Source organism: Cupriavidus sp. C1SS-2L, assembly GCF_057073735.1.
Genome location: NZ_CP172708.1, coordinates 3598648 through 3613774, shown reverse-complemented (window position 1 = coordinate 3613774; position 15127 = coordinate 3598648). Strand labels below are relative to the sequence as shown.

The following is a 15127-nucleotide window of genomic DNA, read 5'->3' as shown; positions in this document are numbered from 1 at the left end:
ATGCCCAAGCTCCTTTACCTGAGCGTGAGTCCGCGCGCCGAAAATTCCTATAGCCGGCAGGCCGGCGCTCGCATGATCGCGTGGCTGGAACGCCGGCACGGGCCGCTGACCGTGATCGATCGCGACCTTGCCGCCGACCCGGTGCCTCATATCGACGGCGCCATGGCCCGCGCAAGCCTGATGCCGGCTGCGGACCGCGGTCCCGCCGAGCATGCTGCGCTGGCGTTGTCCGAGACGCTGATTGGTGAACTGGAGGCGGCAGATATCGTGCTGATCTCCACGCCGATGCACAACTTCACGGTGCCGTCCGCGCTCAAGGCCTGGATCGACCATGTGGTGCGATCCAACCGGACGTTTCGCAGTACGCCTGCCGGCAAGGTCGGCCTGCTGGCGGACCGCCCGGTGCTGGCCGTGGTGTCCTGCGGCGGACCGTTCCATGACGGGCCGGGCAGCCAGCGCGACATGATGACGCCTTACCTGCAGTATGTATTTGGCTCGGTCGGCATCACGCAGGTCGAAGTGGTGCGCATGGAGAATATGGCGCGCGGCGAGGATTTCGTCGCACGCGGCTTTGAGCGGCTCAATGCGTGGACGGGGAGCCTGGCAATCCGGGCAGCCTGAACGGCTACTCGGCCAGCGTCCCGTTGCCAGCGCCAAGCGGCCGCTGCATCAGCACCGTATCGATCCACTGCCCGTGCTTGAAGCCGACCGCTTCGAGCCGGCCGACCGTGCGGAAACCGAGCCGCTCATGCACGGCGAGAGAGCCAGCACCCTCGCCGCTGGCGGTGCAGGCGACCACCGCGACCATCTGCCGCCACGGCCCGGTCTCGCAGCGCGCGATCAGCGCTTCCAGCAAGGTTCGCCCCAGACCTTCGCCTACACAGCGGTGATCAACATAGATGGAGTCCTCGATGGCGTACCGGTAAGCACTGCGCGCACGGTATGACGAGGCATAGGCGTAACCGAGCACCTCACCATCGCGCTCCGCGACCAAGTACGGCAGTCCCTTGCGCAAGACTTCGGCCATGCGCAACTGCATGTCGTCCACACCGGGCGGTGTTTCCTCGAACGAGGCGCGGCCGTGCAGCACGTGGTGAGCGTAGATCGCCTGGATGGCCGGCACGTCGGCCGGGCCGGCATCGCGAAGGGTGAACGGTTTGCGTTGCTGCCCGGCTCTCGCCGGGGGCAGGGAAATCGGGGAAATCGTCATGGGAATCGGTGTCGCCGCCATGGTTGGCAATCGTAGTGTGCGAGCCATTCAGCACAATGCATGCCGGCATCGGGCAGCAGGCTTGCACAGCGCTGGTGCACGTATATAGTGCGTGATTATTCGACAAGAAGGACACCTGCCATGATCACCATCTATCACAACCCTCGCTGCTCGAAATCGCGCGAAACGCTGGCCCTGGTCGAGGCCGCCGCCGAACGCCTCGGCGAACCGGTGGAGGTCGTGGAGTATCTGAAGTCGCCGCCTTCGCTGTCGACGCTGCGGCAGCTGCAGACCATGCTCGGGGTGTCGGCGCGGGAAATGATGCGGGACAACGAACCGCCGTATCAGGAGCTGGATCTGGCTGATCCAGGGCTCACGGATGCCGAATTGCTGGCGGCCGTCGCCGACAATCCAATCTTGCTGCAACGGCCGGTAGTGGTCAGGAACCGGCGGGCCGCGATCGGGAGGCCCCCGGAGAAGGTGGTCAGTTTGTTGGGGTGATTTGGGGGCTCGGGGTGCTTGAAGACGTTGTTGTTCCTGGCGCACGCCCGGAACGACAACGCATAAAAATCAAAACCGGCCTCCACCCGAGGCAGAGGCCGGCCCGGTCAGCTAAACCAGATAGCTTCAGGTTGAGTCGTCTTAAGGAACACCCAACCAGTGCATAGCTTCCTGACCGAAAGCGATTGCCGCCAGCACCACCAGCAGCACGACCAACGTAACCGTACTCACATATAGCGTCGCCTTGGCGACTTCGGCATCTTCATCCGAGGTGTGTCGATGGGTGATTTGTGAAGCATTGCGCTCGGCGGGATGCGGCCAATGGATCCGGCCGGCCAGTTCCTTGAAGTGCAGGTCGGTAGGAATACGCATGATCAACACCTCCTCGGCGGGGGCCGCGCAGGCCGGGCAACGCGATGGCGCAGGCAGATGGCGTGATTGCGCTGGTCCGCGAATCGCAAGTCGTCAGGTTTCACCCGGTGCCGCCACCTGCATCTTTACTATAGGCGGCCTGCCGGCAGATGCCAGTCCGCGCACATACGGCGGAAACAGCGGCTCACTCCGTCACCGGCGGAGGTGAAGGTTCGCTTGCGTCGGAGACCTCGCCAGCAGCCAGCCGGGCTTCACGCGCGCGGACTTCGGCAAGCATGTTGCAGAACAGCGCGCCCTGTTCCAGCGCATCGTCGAGTGCCACGTGGGTGTGGGGCAGCGGATCCTTCCACGCAGCCGGAAATGCCGGCTTGACGGCCTTGCGATAAGGCAGGCCGGTCAGCGCGAACCCCAGCGTCTTGACGTCCAGCGCGGCCCAGCCGAACGGCGAGCGGCCGACGAAGCGCATCATGTACCAGAACATCCACGTGAAATCGAAGCCGGCCGGGAAGGCCACGAACACAGGCTTGCCGGGCAGGCTTTCGACCCACTCGACGTAGCGGACCATCGCTGCCTCGGGCCGTTGCAGGTCGCGCCGGCAGGCGGTCCAGGCCTCGGGCTGCGTTTCCCACCATTGCATCTGGACCGGATGGCCCACCGCGCCGGGCAAAGTCTCCAGGTTGGCCGAGAACGTGCCGACCACGGTCTTGTCGGCGAGCATGGCGGCCGATGCGAACGACAGCATCGAATGCGGGCCGGGAATCGGTCCGTCAGCCTCGATGTCGGTGCTGACGTAGATCTCCGGGCGGGTGTCGGGAGCTTGCCGCTTTGCCATGGCGCTTGCGGAAACGGCCTGTGGTTCAGGCTGCGTCGATGAGGTGATCGGCCACGAACGGGTTGTTGCGACGCTCTTCGCCGAATGTGGATACCGGGCCGTGGCCCGGAATGAAGGTCACGTCCTCGCCCAACGGCCACAGGCGCGTGCGGATCGAGCGGACCAGGTCCGCATGATTGCCGCGCGGAAAGTCCGTGCGGCCGATCGAGCCGGCGAACAGCACGTCGCCGACCACGGCGAGCCGGTTGGCGCGCGAGAAGAACACCACGTGGCCGGGCGTGTGGCCGGGGCAATGGTAGACCTCGAGCGTCTCGCCGCCGAACTGGACCGTATCACCGTCCTGCAACCAGCGCTGGGGTTCGAACACTTCGGCCTGGCCGAAGCCGAAGCGGCGGGTTTGCTCGGGAAGCTGGTCGATCCAGAAGCGTTCGTCCTCGTGCGGACCTTCGATCGGAATGCCGAGTTGCCGCGACAGCGCCGCGGCGCCCGCGCAATGGTCGACATGGCCATGCGTGAGGAAGATCTTTTCCAGCGTCACACCCTGTTCCTTCACGGCCTCCAGGATGCGGTCCAGGTCACCGCCGGGATCGCAAACGGCGGCCTTGCCGGTGTGCTCGTCGATCAGCAGCGAACAGTTTTGCTGGAAGGGCGTGACGGGGATCAGCAGGGCTTTCATGGGTGTCTTTTCGTGGGCCGCGACAGGCTCGGTCGCATGCGGCAGGTTGTGCCGGCATTGTAGCGCCGGCAGGCGGAAGGGCCGGCGGCGAGCTCTAAAAGCGCCTCTTAAATCACCATTCCCCGAAAATATTGTGTCGGCCGCAATCCCTTGCCAGGCGGGGGATTGCGGCGAATTGAGGGGCCATTCGTGCGAGATCGCACATAATTCGTAACAAAATCAATGCTATAGACGGAACTGTACGATGATAGACTCGCGCGATGAACTGGATTCTGCCGATCTTCTCCGGCTGGCAGCGGCTGGCAAAACTGGGCACATGCACGGCATGTGCCGCGGTTCTGGCCGCCTGTGCGACGCCGCCCGAGGGCGGCAGCTCCGCCGATGCCGGGACCTCTGGCGCGGTGCCGACCAAGGCTGCCCGCGCGCCCAAAATTGCCAAGGCCGACAAGCCCGATACCGGTAGCTGGAACCTGTTTGGCCTCGATCAGGACGACAGCAGCCTGAGCGGCCGTTCGCTGGACGGCCTGCGCGCCGACATGGGCTCGTTCGAGCAACGCGGCATGGCTTCCTGGTACGGCAAGGGCTTCCATGGCCGCAAGACCGCCAACGGTGAACGCTTCGACATGCGCGCGATGACCGCGGCGCATCCGTCGCTGCCGCTCGATAGCTGGGTGCTCGTGCGCAACCTGCGCAACAACAAGGTCGCCGTACTGCGCATCAACGACCGCGGCCCGTACCACGGCAACCGCGTGCTCGACGTGTCCTATGGTGCCGCGCGCCGCCTTGGCTTTGTCGACCACGGCGCCACGCAGGTTGAAATCCGGCGGCTGTCGCGCACGGAAGTCGCCGCGCTGGGCCCTCAGTTTGACGCAGGTGGCAACGAAGCCGGCGATGGTGCTGGCGATGACGACGTTGCTGTGCCGGAACTGGCCAACTCGCTGGCGCCGACCAAGGGCAGGTCGTCCGCGAAGGCCAGGTCGACGGCCAAGCGCAAGCGCCACTGATTCGGCGCGGGCCGACGCATGCCGCCACGCGCCCCGGCCCGTCCCCCCGCCTTCCTCTTTCTCCGCTTCCCTTCAGTCCCCGCCGCGCTGCGCCAGCGCCAGCTTGTACAGCGCATCGGTACTAGCACCAGTGATCGCGGCGGCCAGCTTGGCCGCGCGCTTGGCGGGCAGTTCCGCCAGCAACAGCGACAGCACGCGCTGTGCTTGCGCGTCGGGCGCCCCGTCATCGGCCGCATTCGCCGCGGCACCTTCCACCACCAGCACGAATTCGCCCTTGGCCCGCGTGGCTTCGGCCGCCAGCCATGCCGGCGCCTCGGCCACGGTCATTACCGGCGTCTCCTCGAACAGCTTGGTCAGTTCGCGCCCGACCAGCAGCCGGCGCGCGGGCGGGAGGCCCGCGGCCAACGCGGCCAGTGTCTCGGCGATGCGGTGTGGCGCTTCGTACAGGACCCAGGCATGATCGAGCGCCGCCAGCGCGGCAATGGCCTCGCCGCGTGCCTTGGGTTTGCTCGGCAGGAAGCCGACGAAGGTGAAGCGGCCCGCGCCGGTGTCGAGCATTTCGCCGGCGACCGACAGCGCCGCCACGGCGGCACTGGGGCCGGGCAGTGGCACCACCGGCAGGCCAGCGGCGCGCACTGCCTCGACCAGCCGTGCGCCGGGATCGGAAATGCCCGGCGTGCCGGCATCCGACACATAGGCAATGCGCTCGCCCGCAGCCAGGCGCTGCACGATGCGGCCTGCCGCTTCGCGCTCGTTGTGCTCGTGCACGGCAACCAGCGGGCGCTGCAGGCCCACGCGCGACAGCAGTTGGCCCGTGTTGCGCGTGTCTTCGCACGCGATGGCGTCGGCCAGCCCCAGCACATGCAGCGCACGCAGCGACAGGTCCGCCACATTGCCGATCGGAGTCGCCACGATATACAGCGTGCCGGCCGGGTACGACTGGCCGGCCGCCAGCGAGATCCAGTCACTCATGAGAACTTCCGTTGATTCCATCATTCAAAAGCACGACGCAGGCACGCGGCGCGCTGGCTGAGGACCGCGCGCTCGCTCACCTGCAGCGGCACGGCCTGCAGCCCGTGGTGCGCAATTATCGCTGCAAAGGCGGCGAGATCGACCTGGTCATGCGCGCGCCGGACGGCACGCTGGTATTTATAGAAGTGCGCCAGCGCAGCGCGAGCGCGTTTGGCGGCGCCGCGGCCAGCGTGACGCCGGCCAAGCAGCGGCGCGTGGTCCTGGCGGCTCTGCACTACCTGTCTACGCTGGCGCAGCAGCCGCCGTGCCGGTTCGACGTGGTAGCGCTGGCGCCGGGCAGGCTCGAATGGCTGCAGCATGCGTTCGATCTCGACACAGCCGGCGAGGCAGGCTGAGTGGGGCTCGGCGGCCGCGCTGGTTCATAATGCGCGGTAACGCGGCCCGTGCCGCGACAGCAACAACAAGGCCCCCTCGAGCGATGAGCATCGAAAGCATTCAGCAGCAATTCCTGGACAGCGCGGAAGCCAAGCGGCAGGCCGCGGCCGTGATGGCGCCGTATATCGACGCCGCGGTGGAGCGCATGGTCGGCGCGCTGACCAGCGGCAACAAAATCCTGGTGTGCGGCAACGGCGGCTCCGCCGCCGACGCCCAGCACTTCGCCGCCGAACTGGTCGGGCGCTTCGAACGCGAGCGGCCCGGGCTGGCGGCGATTGCGCTGACCACGGACAGCTCGATCCTGACCGCCATCGGCAATGACTATGACTTCAGCGTGGTGTTCTCCAAGCAGGTCGAGGCGCTGGGCCAGCCCGGCGACATCCTGCTGGCGCTCTCCACGTCGGGCAACTCGGGCAACGTGATCGCCGCCATCGAGGCTGCGCGCCAGCGCGACATGAGCGTGGTCGCGCTGACCGGCAAGGGCGGCGGCCAGATCGGCGCCATGCTCGACGAATTCGATATCCACCTGTGCGTGCCGAACGAGCGGACGGCGCGCGTACAGGAAGTTCACCTGCTCACCCTGCATTGCCTGTGCGATGGCATCGACGAGGCATTGCTCGGCGAAGCCTGATCCACTTACCCCAGCTACAGCAAGGACAGCATGAAGAATCTGCCTTTCCAGGCCTCCCGCCTGACCCGCATCGCAATGACAGCCGCCGTGCTAGCGGTTGGCACTACCCAGCTCGCCGGCTGCTTCCCGGTGATGGCCGGCGCCGTGGCCAGCGGCGTCGCGGTGGCCACCGACCGTCGCCCGACCGCCACGCAGACTGTGGACCGCGGGCTGCAGATGGAGGCCGACAGCACCCTCAGCTCGCGCTACAACGGCCAGGCGCGCGTGAGCGTCACCGTATTCAACCGCAAGGTCCTGCTGACTGGCGAAGCCGCGAACGACAACGTGAAGCAGCAGGTCGACCAGTACGTGCGCGGCCTGCAGAATGCACGCGTGGTCGTCAACGAACTGGAAATCACGTCTTCGCCGTCGTTCATGACGCAGACCCAGGACACCTATCTGACCAGCGCAGTCAAGACCCAGCTCATGACCGCCGAGGGCGTGCCGTCGAACTCCATCAAGGTCACGACCGACAAGGGTGTGGTCTACCTGCTGGGTATCGTCACCACGACCGAGGGCGACCGCGCCACGGAAGTCGCCCGCAATACGAGCGGCGTCACCAAGGTGGTCAAGGCTTTTGACTACGTCAGCGAAGCGGAGCGCGCGCGCCTGGATCAAGCCTCCACCTCGCAGAACCCGCCGCCCGAGGGTACCGTCGGTACGCCCGCACCGGTGCAATCGGTGCCGGGCGTGGGTGGTCCGGTCACTGCGCCCGCCGGTTCATCCGCCGCCAACGGCGCTGTCGCGAGTCCCGTCGCCTCGCCCGTAAGCTCCCCTGTGGCGCTGCCGCCCGGACGTAGCCTTCCCTGATCGGCATGGGGACCAGAGGTCAGCGCGGACTGCCTGACCTCATGAGGATTCCGCGCCACCTGCCCGCGCGCGATGTGATACGGTTGCCACGCGCCGCCCGCCGGGCGGACTCTGGAGCGAGACCATGTCAAGGATCCCCATGCCGGCGGCACTGGCCGCGCTGGCCTTGCCGATTGCGTGCGGCGCCGCTTCCGCGGCCGATACGGACTCCGCGGCACTGCGCGCGCGCAATCACGCCGCTGCCTGCACCAGTTGCCATGGCCCGCAGGGCCGCCCGCCTGCGGGTAGTCCAATTCCGGCGCTGGCCGGGCGTCCCCAGTCCGAACTCGTTGCCCAGATGCAGGCGTTCAAGGCCGGGACGCGTCCGGCCACCGTCATGCACCAGATCGCCAGGGGCTACAGCGACGAGCAGATCACCGCCATCGCGGCGTGGTTCGCCGCCGTCAGGTAGGAGCGCGCCATGCAACGACGCAACTTTCTGAAGGCGGCGGCTGGCGCCGCTGCACTGGGTACGCTAGGCGCGCGCGCAGCCGCGCCGGCGAAGGTCGTGGTGGTTGGCGGCGGCTATGGCGGTGCCACCGCCGCGCGCTACTTGCGTGAGTGGAGCGGACATGCCATCGATGTCACGCTGGTCGAGCCAAACGCGGCTTTTGTCTCGTGTCCGCTGTCCAATCTGGTGATCGGCGGCACCCGGCGCATGGAAGACATTACCGTGCCGTACGACGCGCTGGTGCGCCGCCATGGCGTGAAGCTCGTGCGCGACAGCGCCGTCGCCATCGACCCCGGCAAACGTACCGTACGCCTCGCCGGTGGCGTGACGCTGCCCTATGACCGCCTGGTGCTCTCGCCCGGCGTCGATATGATGAGCGACGCGCTGCCGGGGCTGCAGCAACCCGGCGGCGACCAGATCCTGCACGCATGGAAGGCCGGCCCGCAGACGCTCGCACTGCGCCGCCAGCTCGAAGCGATGCGCGACGGCGGGACCTTTGTCATCAGCATCCCGCTTGCGCCTTACCGCTGCCCACCGGGTCCGTACGAACGCGCGTGCCAGGTCGCGCACTATTTCAACCGGCACAAACCGCGCAGCAAGGTGCTGATCCTCGATGCGAATCCGGACATTACCTCCAAGGCGGCACTGTTTCGCCAGGTTTGGGCCACGCAGTACAAGGGCATGGTCGAGTACCGGCCGCAGTACAACGCGGTGGACGTGGATCCGGCTACACGCACCCTCAAGTTCGACGTGCAGGACGACGAGCGGGCCGATGTGCTGAACGTGCTGCCGCCGCAGCGTGCGGGAGCGATCGCAGTGTCGGCGGGGCTCGCGACGGCCAACGGGCGCTGGTGCGAAGTCGACTTCCTCACGTTCGAATCGCTAGCCGTGCCCAATATCCACGTGCTCGGCGACGCGATCCAGATCGCGCCGCTGATGCCCAAGTCGGGGCATATGGCGAACCAGCATGGCAAGGTCGCGGCGGCGGCCATCGTCGCGCTGCTCTCCGGCAATACGCCGGACGCGGAACCGCTCTACAACAATACTTGCTACAGCTTCACGTCCGACCGCGAAGCCGTGCATGTGGCGAGCGTGCATCGCTACGATGCGGCGCAGAGGACGATGATCGCGGTGCCCGGTTCGGGCGGATTGTCGGCCGCGCCGAACACGCCCGAGGGCGATCTGGCACTGGCCTGGGCGAAGAGCATCTGGGCCGACATGCTGAGCTAGCCGTTCCGCATAAACCGCAAGAACGTGCAATGCCCCGGGCCGGGGCGCTGCTACGCTGGGGCTTTCCGAATCCGCCCCCGCGCTGCACGCCCATCCGCCATGCAACCCAAAGACCGTCTCCTAGCCCTGGCCATCGTCTGCGTCTGGGGCGTCAATTTCGTCGTCATCAAGGTAGGGCTGGCGGGCGTCCCGCCGATGCTGCTGGGCGCCTTGCGTTTCTGCCTGGTCGTGTTCCCGGCGATTTTCTTCGTGCCGCGCCCGCGCGTACCCCTGCGCATGCTGCTGGCGTACGGGGCGACCATCAGCCTCGGGCAGTTCGCGTTCCTGTTCTATGCGATGGCCGTCGGCATGCCGGCCGGGCTCGCGTCGCTGGTGTTGCAGTCGCAGGTGTTCTTCACAGTCGGCATTGCCGCGCTGTGGCTGGGCGAGCCGCTGCGCTGGCATAACCTGGCCGGCATGGTGGTGGCGGCGGGCGGCCTCGTCCTGATCGGCTCGGGCGCTGCAACGGGTACGGGCGGAATGAGCACCGCCGGGTTTCTGTTGACGCTTTGCGGAGCGGCGAGCTGGGCGACCGGCAATATTGTCAGCAAGAAGATTGGCCCCGTCGACTTGCTCGGCCTGGTGGTGTGGGCGGCACTGATCCCGATCGTGCCGTTCGCACTGCTGTCGCTGTGGTTCGAAGGCCCGGCGCGCATCGCCGCCAGCCTGACCCATATCTCGGGCATGGGCGTGTTCGCGGTGCTGTACCTGGCGTTTGCCGCGACGGTGTTCGGCTACACCATGTGGGGCCGGTTGCTGACACGCTACCCCGCCAGCCAGGTTGCGCCGCTCACGCTGCTGGTGCCGGTGGTTGGGCTGCTGGCCGCGCATGGCTTGCTTGGCGAAGACCTGTCGTTGCCCCAGTGGCTTGGCGCGGCGGTGGTCATGGCCGGCCTGCTGCTCAACGTTTTCGGCGGCCGTCTGTGGATGGGCCGGCGTTTCGCGCGCCGCTGATCTCTGGCGAGTTCTGGTGCCGCCGTGCGACTGGCGGCACAATCATGCTGTTCTGCATCAATGGGTAAACACTATATGCGCAATCACGCATATACGAATATATTGGACGGCATGGAAGAGCTGGATCGCGTGTTCGAGAAGGTGTCGGGATATTTCAGCCTGCTGGCGGAGCCAACGCGGCTGAAGATCTTGCACGCCCTGTGCGATGGCGAGAAGCCGGTGAACACGGTGGTGGAGACGGTGGGTTCGTCCCAGACCAACGTGTCGCGGCATCTCAACGCGATGTACCGCTCGGGCGTGCTGTCGCGCCGCAAGGAAGCGAACCTCGTGTTCTACGCCATTGCGGACGAAAGCGTGGTGGAACTGTGCCGCATGGTCTGCGTGCAGGTGGCCAGCCGGCTGGAGGACAATGCCTTGCCCTCCAACGCGGTCGACCGCTTCATGACCCAGCCTGCACCGTCCCCCGCCCGCCGGCGCAAGGCCGCGCAGTAGCCTAGCTCTTCCTGCAAACCGCATCAGAACAGGCGCGCCGCCACCGCTGACGCGCCGGAGGAGACGGCATTGCAGGAACGCACACCGCGCGGGCGCATCGTGTCCGCGCCCGAGCACTTCGTCAGCGCATCGCTGCAGCAAGACATCGCCCGGCACGGCCTCGACAGCCCGCGGCGCGACTTCCTGCGCAAGAGCTTCCTTGGCGCCGCAGCCGGCGTGGCTACGGCAACGCTGGGCCGGCGTGCGCTGGCTGGCGAGGGCGATCCCGCCATCCTCGAGCCGCAGCCTTGGGCCACGTCGCTGGGCCAGCCGGTGGCGGCGCGGCCGTACGGCCAGCCCTCCGTTCATGAGAAGAACCTGGTGCGGCGCGAGTCGCCCGGTCTGACGCGCGTATCGGCCGCTTCGGTCGCGTTCGCGCCGCTGCAGGGCCTGTTCGGCATCATCACGCCCAATGGCCTGCATTTCGAGCGGCACCACCAGGGCTGGCAGGACATCGACCCGGCCCGCCATCGGCTGATGATCAACGGGCTCGTCAAGGCACCGCGCGTCTATACGATGGATGACCTGATGCGCCTGCCCTCGGTGTCGCGCATGCACTTCATCGAGTGCGGCGCCAATACCGGCATGGAGTGGGGCAACGTCGCGGTGCCGACCGTGCAGTACACGCACGGCATGCTGTCGTGCTGCGAATTCACGGGCGTCCCGCTCAAGGTGTTGCTCGACGATGCCGGTGCAGACTTCCGCCGTGGCAAGTACCTGCTGGCCGAAGGTGGCGATGGCTCAGGCATGACCCGCACGATCCCGATGGAGCTGGCCGACGAGATCATCGTCGCATGGGGCATGAACGGCGAAATGCTGCGCCCCGAGAACGGCTATCCGTTGCGTCTCGTGGTGCCGGGCGTACAGGGCGTGTCGTGGGTCAAGTGGCTGCGCCGGCTGGAACTTGGCGACCAGCCGTGGAACGCGAAGGACGAGACCATCCACTACGTCGACATGATGCCGGACGGCAAGCTGCGCCAGTACACGTCGATCCAGGAGTGCAAGTCGGTCATCACCTCGCCGTCGGGCGGGCAGCAGATGGTCGGCCAGGGCTTCTACAACATCAGCGGGCTCGCATGGTCCGGGCGTGGGCGCATCCGCCGCGTCGATGTCTCGACCGACGGCGGCCGCAACTGGCTTACGGCGCGGCTGGAGACGCCGGTGCTGTCCAAGTGCCTGACGCGCTTCAACCTGGATTGGGTCTGGGACGGCGGCCCGGCCATCCTGCAGAGCCGCGCGATCGACGAAACCGGCTACGTGCAGCCGAAGATGGCGCAGCTTCGCGCGGTGCGCGGCACGCGCTCGATCTATCACAACAACGCCATCCAGAGCTGGCAGGTGGCGCAGGGCGGGGAGGTGTCCAATGTCCATGTGGGCTGACATGGCACGCGTCCTGGCACTTGCCGCCGGTTGCGCGGTCTCGGCGGCATGGGCTGGCACGGCCGACACCACCGCGGCACGCGCGGCGCTGGGGCGCACCGCCACAGCAGCGGAAGTCGCCGCCTGGGACATCGACGTGCGCCCCGACTTCCAGGGCCTGCCCAAGGGCAGCGGCACGGTGTCGCAGGGCCAGAAGATCTGGGATGGCAAGTGCGCGTCCTGCCATGGCGACTTCGGCGAATCGAACGAGGTGTTCTCGCCGATCGTGGGGGGCACCACGGCCGACGATGTCCGCACCGGCCGCGTCGCCGCAATGACCGGCAACCAGCCGTACCGCACGACGCTAATGAAGGTGAGCACGGTCAGCACGCTGTGGGATTACATCCACCGGGCGATGCCGTGGAATGCGCCGCGCAGCTTGAATGCCGACGATGTCTATGCCGTCACGGCGTATCTGCTGAACCTCGGGGAGATCGTCCCGGCCGATTTCACGCTGTCGGACGCCAACATCGCCGAAGTCCAGCGCAAGATGCCGAACCGCAACGGCATGACCACGAACCACGGCATGTGGCCCGGTCGTGGTCGGCCCGACACGCGCAACACGGCATGCATGAAGGACTGCGAAGCGACAGTGAAGGTTGTCTCGGCGATGCCAGCGTACGCACGCGACGCGCATGGCGACCTGTCCCAGCAACAACGCGGGTTTGGGCCGACGCGCGGCGTGGCAGCGCTGACGACCGCGGCGACGGTGGCTTCCGCGCCGGTCGCACCCGGCGCAAAGCTCACCGGCCAGTACCAATGCATGGCCTGCCATGCGCTCGACCGGAAAGTGGTCGGCCCGTCATTTTCGGATATCGCGAGCAAATACCGCGGCCAGGGTGACGCGCACGCCGCGCTGGAGCGCAAGGTCAAGGCCGGCGGGCAGGGCGCGTGGGGCAGCGTGCCGATGCCGCCGCAGCCACAGATCCCGGATTCGGACATCCGCGCGATGGTAGGGTGGATTCTTGAGGCAAAATAGCGGGCTGGCCGCTGGAGTGCCCCCAGGCGGCGGCCAGAGTGTGTTATGTCGCAACGCAGTCCGGTTGTGACGTGGCCTTTGCCGTCCCCACGGCTTTTCAAAAGCTTGGAGCTTAATAATGAAGCAGTTTGTCATCGCAGCGCTGATGCTGGGCGCCGCCGCATCGGCCCACGCGGTCGATGCCGCCAAGGCACAGGAGATCGCCAACAAGAACGCCTGCATGGGTTGCCACCAGGTCGACAAGAAGCTGGTTGGCCCGGCCTACAAGGACGTGGCCGCCAAGTACAAGGGCGACAAGAACGCCCTTGCGACCCTGACCAAGAAGGTCAAGCAAGGTGGTTCCGGCGTGTGGGGCCCGGTGCCGATGCCCGCCAATGCCGGCGTGAGCGACGCCGACATCAAGACGGTCGTCGAGTGGGTGCTGGCTGGCGCGCCGGCCAAGTAAGCAAGGCCCGCAAGGGCAGACAAACCGATGCAACAGGCTCGCCGGCCTCCGCCGTGCGGACCTGGGTACAGAGCACAGCGGCCGGCAAAGCACCGGCCGCATGCAGCAAGCACCGCCCCAAGCGGTCAACCACGACTGGGAACGGAGTAGCCGGAGAGCAAAGCACAATGAATTCGAAACGAAGAGAAGTACTGCGGGTCACCGCTGTCCTGTCGCTGATGGCCGCAACGGGCCTGATCACCGAAGCGCAGGCAGCCGAGTGGAACAAGACCGCTTTTGACGGCAAGAGCGTGGCCGATGTGATCAAGGCCCTGGGCGGCAGTGGCACGGAAAAGAGCACCGCCATCACCTTCAACGCCCCGGACATCGCCGAAAACGGCGCCGTGGTGCCGGTGGCCGTGACCAGCACGATCCCGGATACCGAGCAGATCGCGATCCTGGTCGAAAAGAACCCCAACACGCTGGCCGCGGATTTCGTGATCCCGGCAGGCACCGAACCGTTCGTCTCCACGCGCGTGAAGATGGGCCAGACCTCCGTGGTGCACGCCGCGGTCAAGGCCGGCGGCAAGTGGTACGTGGCATCCAAGGAAATCAAGGTCACCTTGGGCGGCTGCGGCGGTTGAGCCCCGCGCCCCGCCAATCCACGATCATCTGCAACAGGAGAGAGCAATGGCAGACCCGATGCGCGTACGCGCCACCGAAAACGGCGGCGTGGTCGACGTCAAGATTCTGATGAAGCACGACATGGAAACCGGCCAGCGCAAGGACAGCGCCGGCAAGACCATTCCGGCGTGGCATATCCAGACCGTCAGTGCCCAGTGCAAGGGCAAGGAAGTGTTCCGCGCCCAGTTCGGGCCGGCAGTGTCGAAGGACCCGTTCCTGAACTTCAAGTTCAAGGGCGGCGCCAAGGGCGACAAGGTCACCGTGACCTGGATCGACAACCGCGGCGACAAGCGCACCGACGAAGCGACCATCGCCTGATTCGCGCGCGGCGCGCCTGGCCGTCGTCTGCTATGGTTCTGGTCGGAAACTGACCTCGGGAACAATCATGCGGCGAGCATTTATTCGGGCATCGGCGGCGCTGGCCGCCATCGGACTGGCGGCAAAGGCGTCGGCGCAAGCTGCGCCGGCCCCATCCGCTGGCAAGGGCGGCCGCGTCAAGGTGGTGTACCAGCTTTCGGAAGGCATCGACCAGGCGGTGCGCGCGATGGGCAATCTGCGCAACCACCTGAACGGCGCGCCGGGTACGAAGATCGTTGTGGTCGCGTTCGGCTACGGCGTGGATTTCCTGGTGGAAGGCGCCAAGGATTCGCGCGGCAACACCTTTGAAGGCCCCGTAGGCGCGCTGGCTTCGGCCGGTGTCGAGTTCCGCGTGTGCCGCAATACGCTGACGGCACGCAAGATTTCCGAGTCGAGCCTGCTGATGGAAAGCAAGATCGTACCGGCCGGCGTGGTGGAAATCGCGCGCCTGCAGTTTGACGAAGGCTACGCCTACATCAAGCCTTGAGGACGGCCCGGGCGAGGGAAGGCCCGGAGACAGAAGAACAACCCGGCGCGC

Annotated in this window: 21 protein-coding genes; 16 read left to right on the top strand and 5 right to left on the bottom strand. The window is 66.6% G+C overall.

What is annotated here, in order from left to right; genetic code table 11:
• Positions 1-621, top strand: coding sequence for an FMN-dependent NADH-azoreductase (locus tag ACIGJG_RS16835; protein WP_011299401.1), 621 nt, complete (start codon positions 1-3; stop codon positions 619-621).
• Between the two features lie 4 nt (positions 622-625).
• On the opposite strand, the gene ACIGJG_RS16830 is transcribed toward ACIGJG_RS16835, so the two are convergent.
• Entirely contained in the window at positions 626-1210 is a 585-nt protein-coding gene (locus ACIGJG_RS16830) for a GNAT family N-acetyltransferase (protein WP_041679737.1), read from the bottom strand.
• A gap of 141 nt (positions 1211-1351) precedes the next feature.
• Between ACIGJG_RS16830 and arsC the strand changes: the two genes are divergently transcribed.
• Entirely contained in the window at positions 1352-1711 is a 360-nt protein-coding gene (gene arsC, locus ACIGJG_RS16825) for an arsenate reductase (glutaredoxin) (RefSeq protein ID WP_011299399.1), read from the top strand.
• A gap of 141 nt (positions 1712-1852) precedes the next feature.
• On the opposite strand, the gene ACIGJG_RS16820 is transcribed toward arsC, so the two are convergent.
• The 3 genes from ACIGJG_RS16820 to ACIGJG_RS16810 form a co-directional block, all read right to left on the bottom strand.
• A complete protein-coding gene (locus ACIGJG_RS16820) occupies positions 1853-2083 on the bottom strand; it encodes a hypothetical protein (protein ID WP_041679736.1) in 231 nt (76 codons plus the stop codon).
• Between the two features lie 184 nt (positions 2084-2267).
• A complete protein-coding gene (locus ACIGJG_RS16815; protein WP_011299397.1) occupies positions 2268-2915 on the bottom strand; it encodes a hypothetical protein in 648 nt (215 codons plus the stop codon).
• Between the two features lie 25 nt (positions 2916-2940).
• Complete coding sequence (locus ACIGJG_RS16810; RefSeq protein WP_011299396.1) at positions 2941-3591, bottom strand: MBL fold metallo-hydrolase; 651 nt, start codon at positions 3589-3591, stop codon at positions 2941-2943.
• Between the two features lie 260 nt (positions 3592-3851).
• Between ACIGJG_RS16810 and ACIGJG_RS16805 the strand changes: the two genes are divergently transcribed.
• Positions 3852-4595 carry a septal ring lytic transglycosylase RlpA family protein gene (locus tag ACIGJG_RS16805; protein WP_011299395.1) on the top strand — a complete coding sequence of 248 codons (744 nt, stop codon included), beginning with the start codon at positions 3852-3854 and terminating at the stop codon, positions 4593-4595.
• A gap of 72 nt (positions 4596-4667) precedes the next feature.
• Here ACIGJG_RS16805 and rsmI read toward each other — a convergent pair whose 3' ends face one another.
• Entirely contained in the window at positions 4668-5567 is a 900-nt protein-coding gene (gene rsmI, locus ACIGJG_RS16800; RefSeq protein WP_011299394.1) for a 16S rRNA (cytidine(1402)-2'-O)-methyltransferase, read from the bottom strand.
• 11 nt (positions 5568-5578) lie between these two features.
• Here rsmI and ACIGJG_RS16795 point away from each other — a divergent pair, with 11 nt between their 5' ends.
• The 13 genes from ACIGJG_RS16795 (at position 5579) to ACIGJG_RS16735 (ending at position 15076) form a co-directional block, all read left to right on the top strand.
• Positions 5579-5962, top strand: a complete 384-nt coding sequence (locus ACIGJG_RS16795) for a YraN family protein (protein WP_011299393.1) — start codon at positions 5579-5581, stop codon at positions 5960-5962.
• Positions 5963-6045: 83 nt separating this feature from the next.
• A complete protein-coding gene (locus ACIGJG_RS16790; protein WP_011299392.1) occupies positions 6046-6633 on the top strand; it encodes a phosphoheptose isomerase in 588 nt (195 codons plus the stop codon).
• A gap of 75 nt (positions 6634-6708) precedes the next feature.
• Positions 6709-7482, top strand: coding sequence for a BON domain-containing protein (locus ACIGJG_RS16785; RefSeq protein ID WP_373460819.1), 774 nt, complete (start codon positions 6709-6711; stop codon positions 7480-7482).
• Positions 7483-7606: 124 nt separating this feature from the next.
• Positions 7607-7933: a c-type cytochrome gene (locus ACIGJG_RS16780; protein WP_011299390.1), complete on the top strand. Its 327-nt coding sequence runs from the start codon at positions 7607-7609 to the stop codon at positions 7931-7933.
• Between the two features lie 9 nt (positions 7934-7942).
• Complete coding sequence (locus ACIGJG_RS16775) at positions 7943-9202, top strand: NAD(P)/FAD-dependent oxidoreductase (RefSeq protein WP_011299389.1); 1260 nt, start codon at positions 7943-7945, stop codon at positions 9200-9202.
• A 99-nt stretch (positions 9203-9301) separates the two neighbouring features.
• Positions 9302-10195: an O-acetylserine/cysteine exporter gene (locus tag ACIGJG_RS16770; RefSeq protein ID WP_011299388.1), complete on the top strand. Its 894-nt coding sequence runs from the start codon at positions 9302-9304 to the stop codon at positions 10193-10195.
• A 75-nt stretch (positions 10196-10270) separates the two neighbouring features.
• Positions 10271-10687 carry an ArsR/SmtB family transcription factor gene (locus tag ACIGJG_RS16765; RefSeq protein ID WP_011299387.1) on the top strand — a complete coding sequence of 139 codons (417 nt, stop codon included), beginning with the start codon at positions 10271-10273 and terminating at the stop codon, positions 10685-10687.
• Between the two features lie 69 nt (positions 10688-10756).
• Complete coding sequence (gene soxC, locus ACIGJG_RS16760; RefSeq protein WP_011299386.1) at positions 10757-12106, top strand: sulfite dehydrogenase; 1350 nt, start codon at positions 10757-10759, stop codon at positions 12104-12106.
• Positions 12090-13124 (top strand): c-type cytochrome, encoded by a 1035-nt coding sequence (locus ACIGJG_RS16755; RefSeq protein ID WP_011299385.1) that lies wholly within the window; start codon positions 12090-12092, stop codon positions 13122-13124. The genes soxC and ACIGJG_RS16755 overlap by 17 nt, the downstream gene beginning before the upstream one ends.
• A 118-nt stretch (positions 13125-13242) precedes the next feature.
• On the top strand, positions 13243-13569 hold the full coding sequence (locus tag ACIGJG_RS16750) for a c-type cytochrome (RefSeq protein ID WP_011299384.1): 327 nt from the start codon (positions 13243-13245) through the stop codon (positions 13567-13569).
• A gap of 167 nt (positions 13570-13736) precedes the next feature.
• Positions 13737-14192 carry a thiosulfate oxidation carrier protein SoxY gene (gene soxY, locus ACIGJG_RS16745; RefSeq protein WP_011299383.1) on the top strand — a complete coding sequence of 152 codons (456 nt, stop codon included), beginning with the start codon at positions 13737-13739 and terminating at the stop codon, positions 14190-14192.
• A gap of 46 nt (positions 14193-14238) precedes the next feature.
• Positions 14239-14550, top strand: a complete 312-nt coding sequence (soxZ, locus tag ACIGJG_RS16740) for a thiosulfate oxidation carrier complex protein SoxZ (protein WP_011299382.1) — start codon at positions 14239-14241, stop codon at positions 14548-14550.
• 67 nt (positions 14551-14617) lie between these two features.
• The gene (locus ACIGJG_RS16735) at positions 14618-15076 is read left to right on the top strand and encodes a DsrE family protein (protein ID WP_011299381.1); all 459 of its coding nucleotides are present in this window, start codon (positions 14618-14620) and stop codon (positions 15074-15076) included.
• The last annotated feature ends 51 nt before the right edge of the window (positions 15077-15127 follow it).

What these genes read in the sequence shown, in the direction of transcription:
- ACIGJG_RS16835 (WP_011299401.1), top strand. Translation starts at nt 1, where the DNA reads ATGCCCAAGCTCCTTTACCTGAGCGTGAGTCCGCGCGCCGAAAATTCC.
- ACIGJG_RS16830 (WP_041679737.1), bottom strand. Translation starts at nt 1,210, where the DNA reads ATGACGATTTCCCCGATTTCCCTGCCCCCGGCGAGAGCCGGGCAGCAA.
- arsC (WP_011299399.1), top strand. Translation starts at nt 1,352, where the DNA reads ATGATCACCATCTATCACAACCCTCGCTGCTCGAAATCGCGCGAAACG.
- ACIGJG_RS16820 (WP_041679736.1), bottom strand. Translation starts at nt 2,083, where the DNA reads ATGCGTATTCCTACCGACCTGCACTTCAAGGAACTGGCCGGCCGGATC.
- ACIGJG_RS16815 (WP_011299397.1), bottom strand. Translation starts at nt 2,915, where the DNA reads ATGGCAAAGCGGCAAGCTCCCGACACCCGCCCGGAGATCTACGTCAGC.
- ACIGJG_RS16810 (WP_011299396.1), bottom strand. Translation starts at nt 3,591, where the DNA reads ATGAAAGCCCTGCTGATCCCCGTCACGCCCTTCCAGCAAAACTGTTCG.
- ACIGJG_RS16805 (WP_011299395.1), top strand. Translation starts at nt 3,852, where the DNA reads ATGAACTGGATTCTGCCGATCTTCTCCGGCTGGCAGCGGCTGGCAAAA.
- rsmI (WP_011299394.1), bottom strand. Translation starts at nt 5,567, where the DNA reads ATGAGTGACTGGATCTCGCTGGCGGCCGGCCAGTCGTACCCGGCCGGC.
- ACIGJG_RS16790 (WP_011299392.1), top strand. Translation starts at nt 6,046, where the DNA reads ATGAGCATCGAAAGCATTCAGCAGCAATTCCTGGACAGCGCGGAAGCC.
- ACIGJG_RS16785 (WP_373460819.1), top strand. Translation starts at nt 6,709, where the DNA reads ATGACAGCCGCCGTGCTAGCGGTTGGCACTACCCAGCTCGCCGGCTGC.
- ACIGJG_RS16780 (WP_011299390.1), top strand. Translation starts at nt 7,607, where the DNA reads ATGTCAAGGATCCCCATGCCGGCGGCACTGGCCGCGCTGGCCTTGCCG.
- ACIGJG_RS16775 (WP_011299389.1), top strand. Translation starts at nt 7,943, where the DNA reads ATGCAACGACGCAACTTTCTGAAGGCGGCGGCTGGCGCCGCTGCACTG.
- ACIGJG_RS16770 (WP_011299388.1), top strand. Translation starts at nt 9,302, where the DNA reads ATGCAACCCAAAGACCGTCTCCTAGCCCTGGCCATCGTCTGCGTCTGG.
- ACIGJG_RS16765 (WP_011299387.1), top strand. Translation starts at nt 10,271, where the DNA reads ATGCGCAATCACGCATATACGAATATATTGGACGGCATGGAAGAGCTG.
- ACIGJG_RS16755 (WP_011299385.1), top strand. Translation starts at nt 12,090, where the DNA reads ATGTCCATGTGGGCTGACATGGCACGCGTCCTGGCACTTGCCGCCGGT.
- ACIGJG_RS16750 (WP_011299384.1), top strand. Translation starts at nt 13,243, where the DNA reads ATGAAGCAGTTTGTCATCGCAGCGCTGATGCTGGGCGCCGCCGCATCG.
- soxY (WP_011299383.1), top strand. Translation starts at nt 13,737, where the DNA reads ATGAATTCGAAACGAAGAGAAGTACTGCGGGTCACCGCTGTCCTGTCG.
- soxZ (WP_011299382.1), top strand. Translation starts at nt 14,239, where the DNA reads ATGGCAGACCCGATGCGCGTACGCGCCACCGAAAACGGCGGCGTGGTC.
- ACIGJG_RS16735 (WP_011299381.1), top strand. Translation starts at nt 14,618, where the DNA reads ATGCGGCGAGCATTTATTCGGGCATCGGCGGCGCTGGCCGCCATCGGA.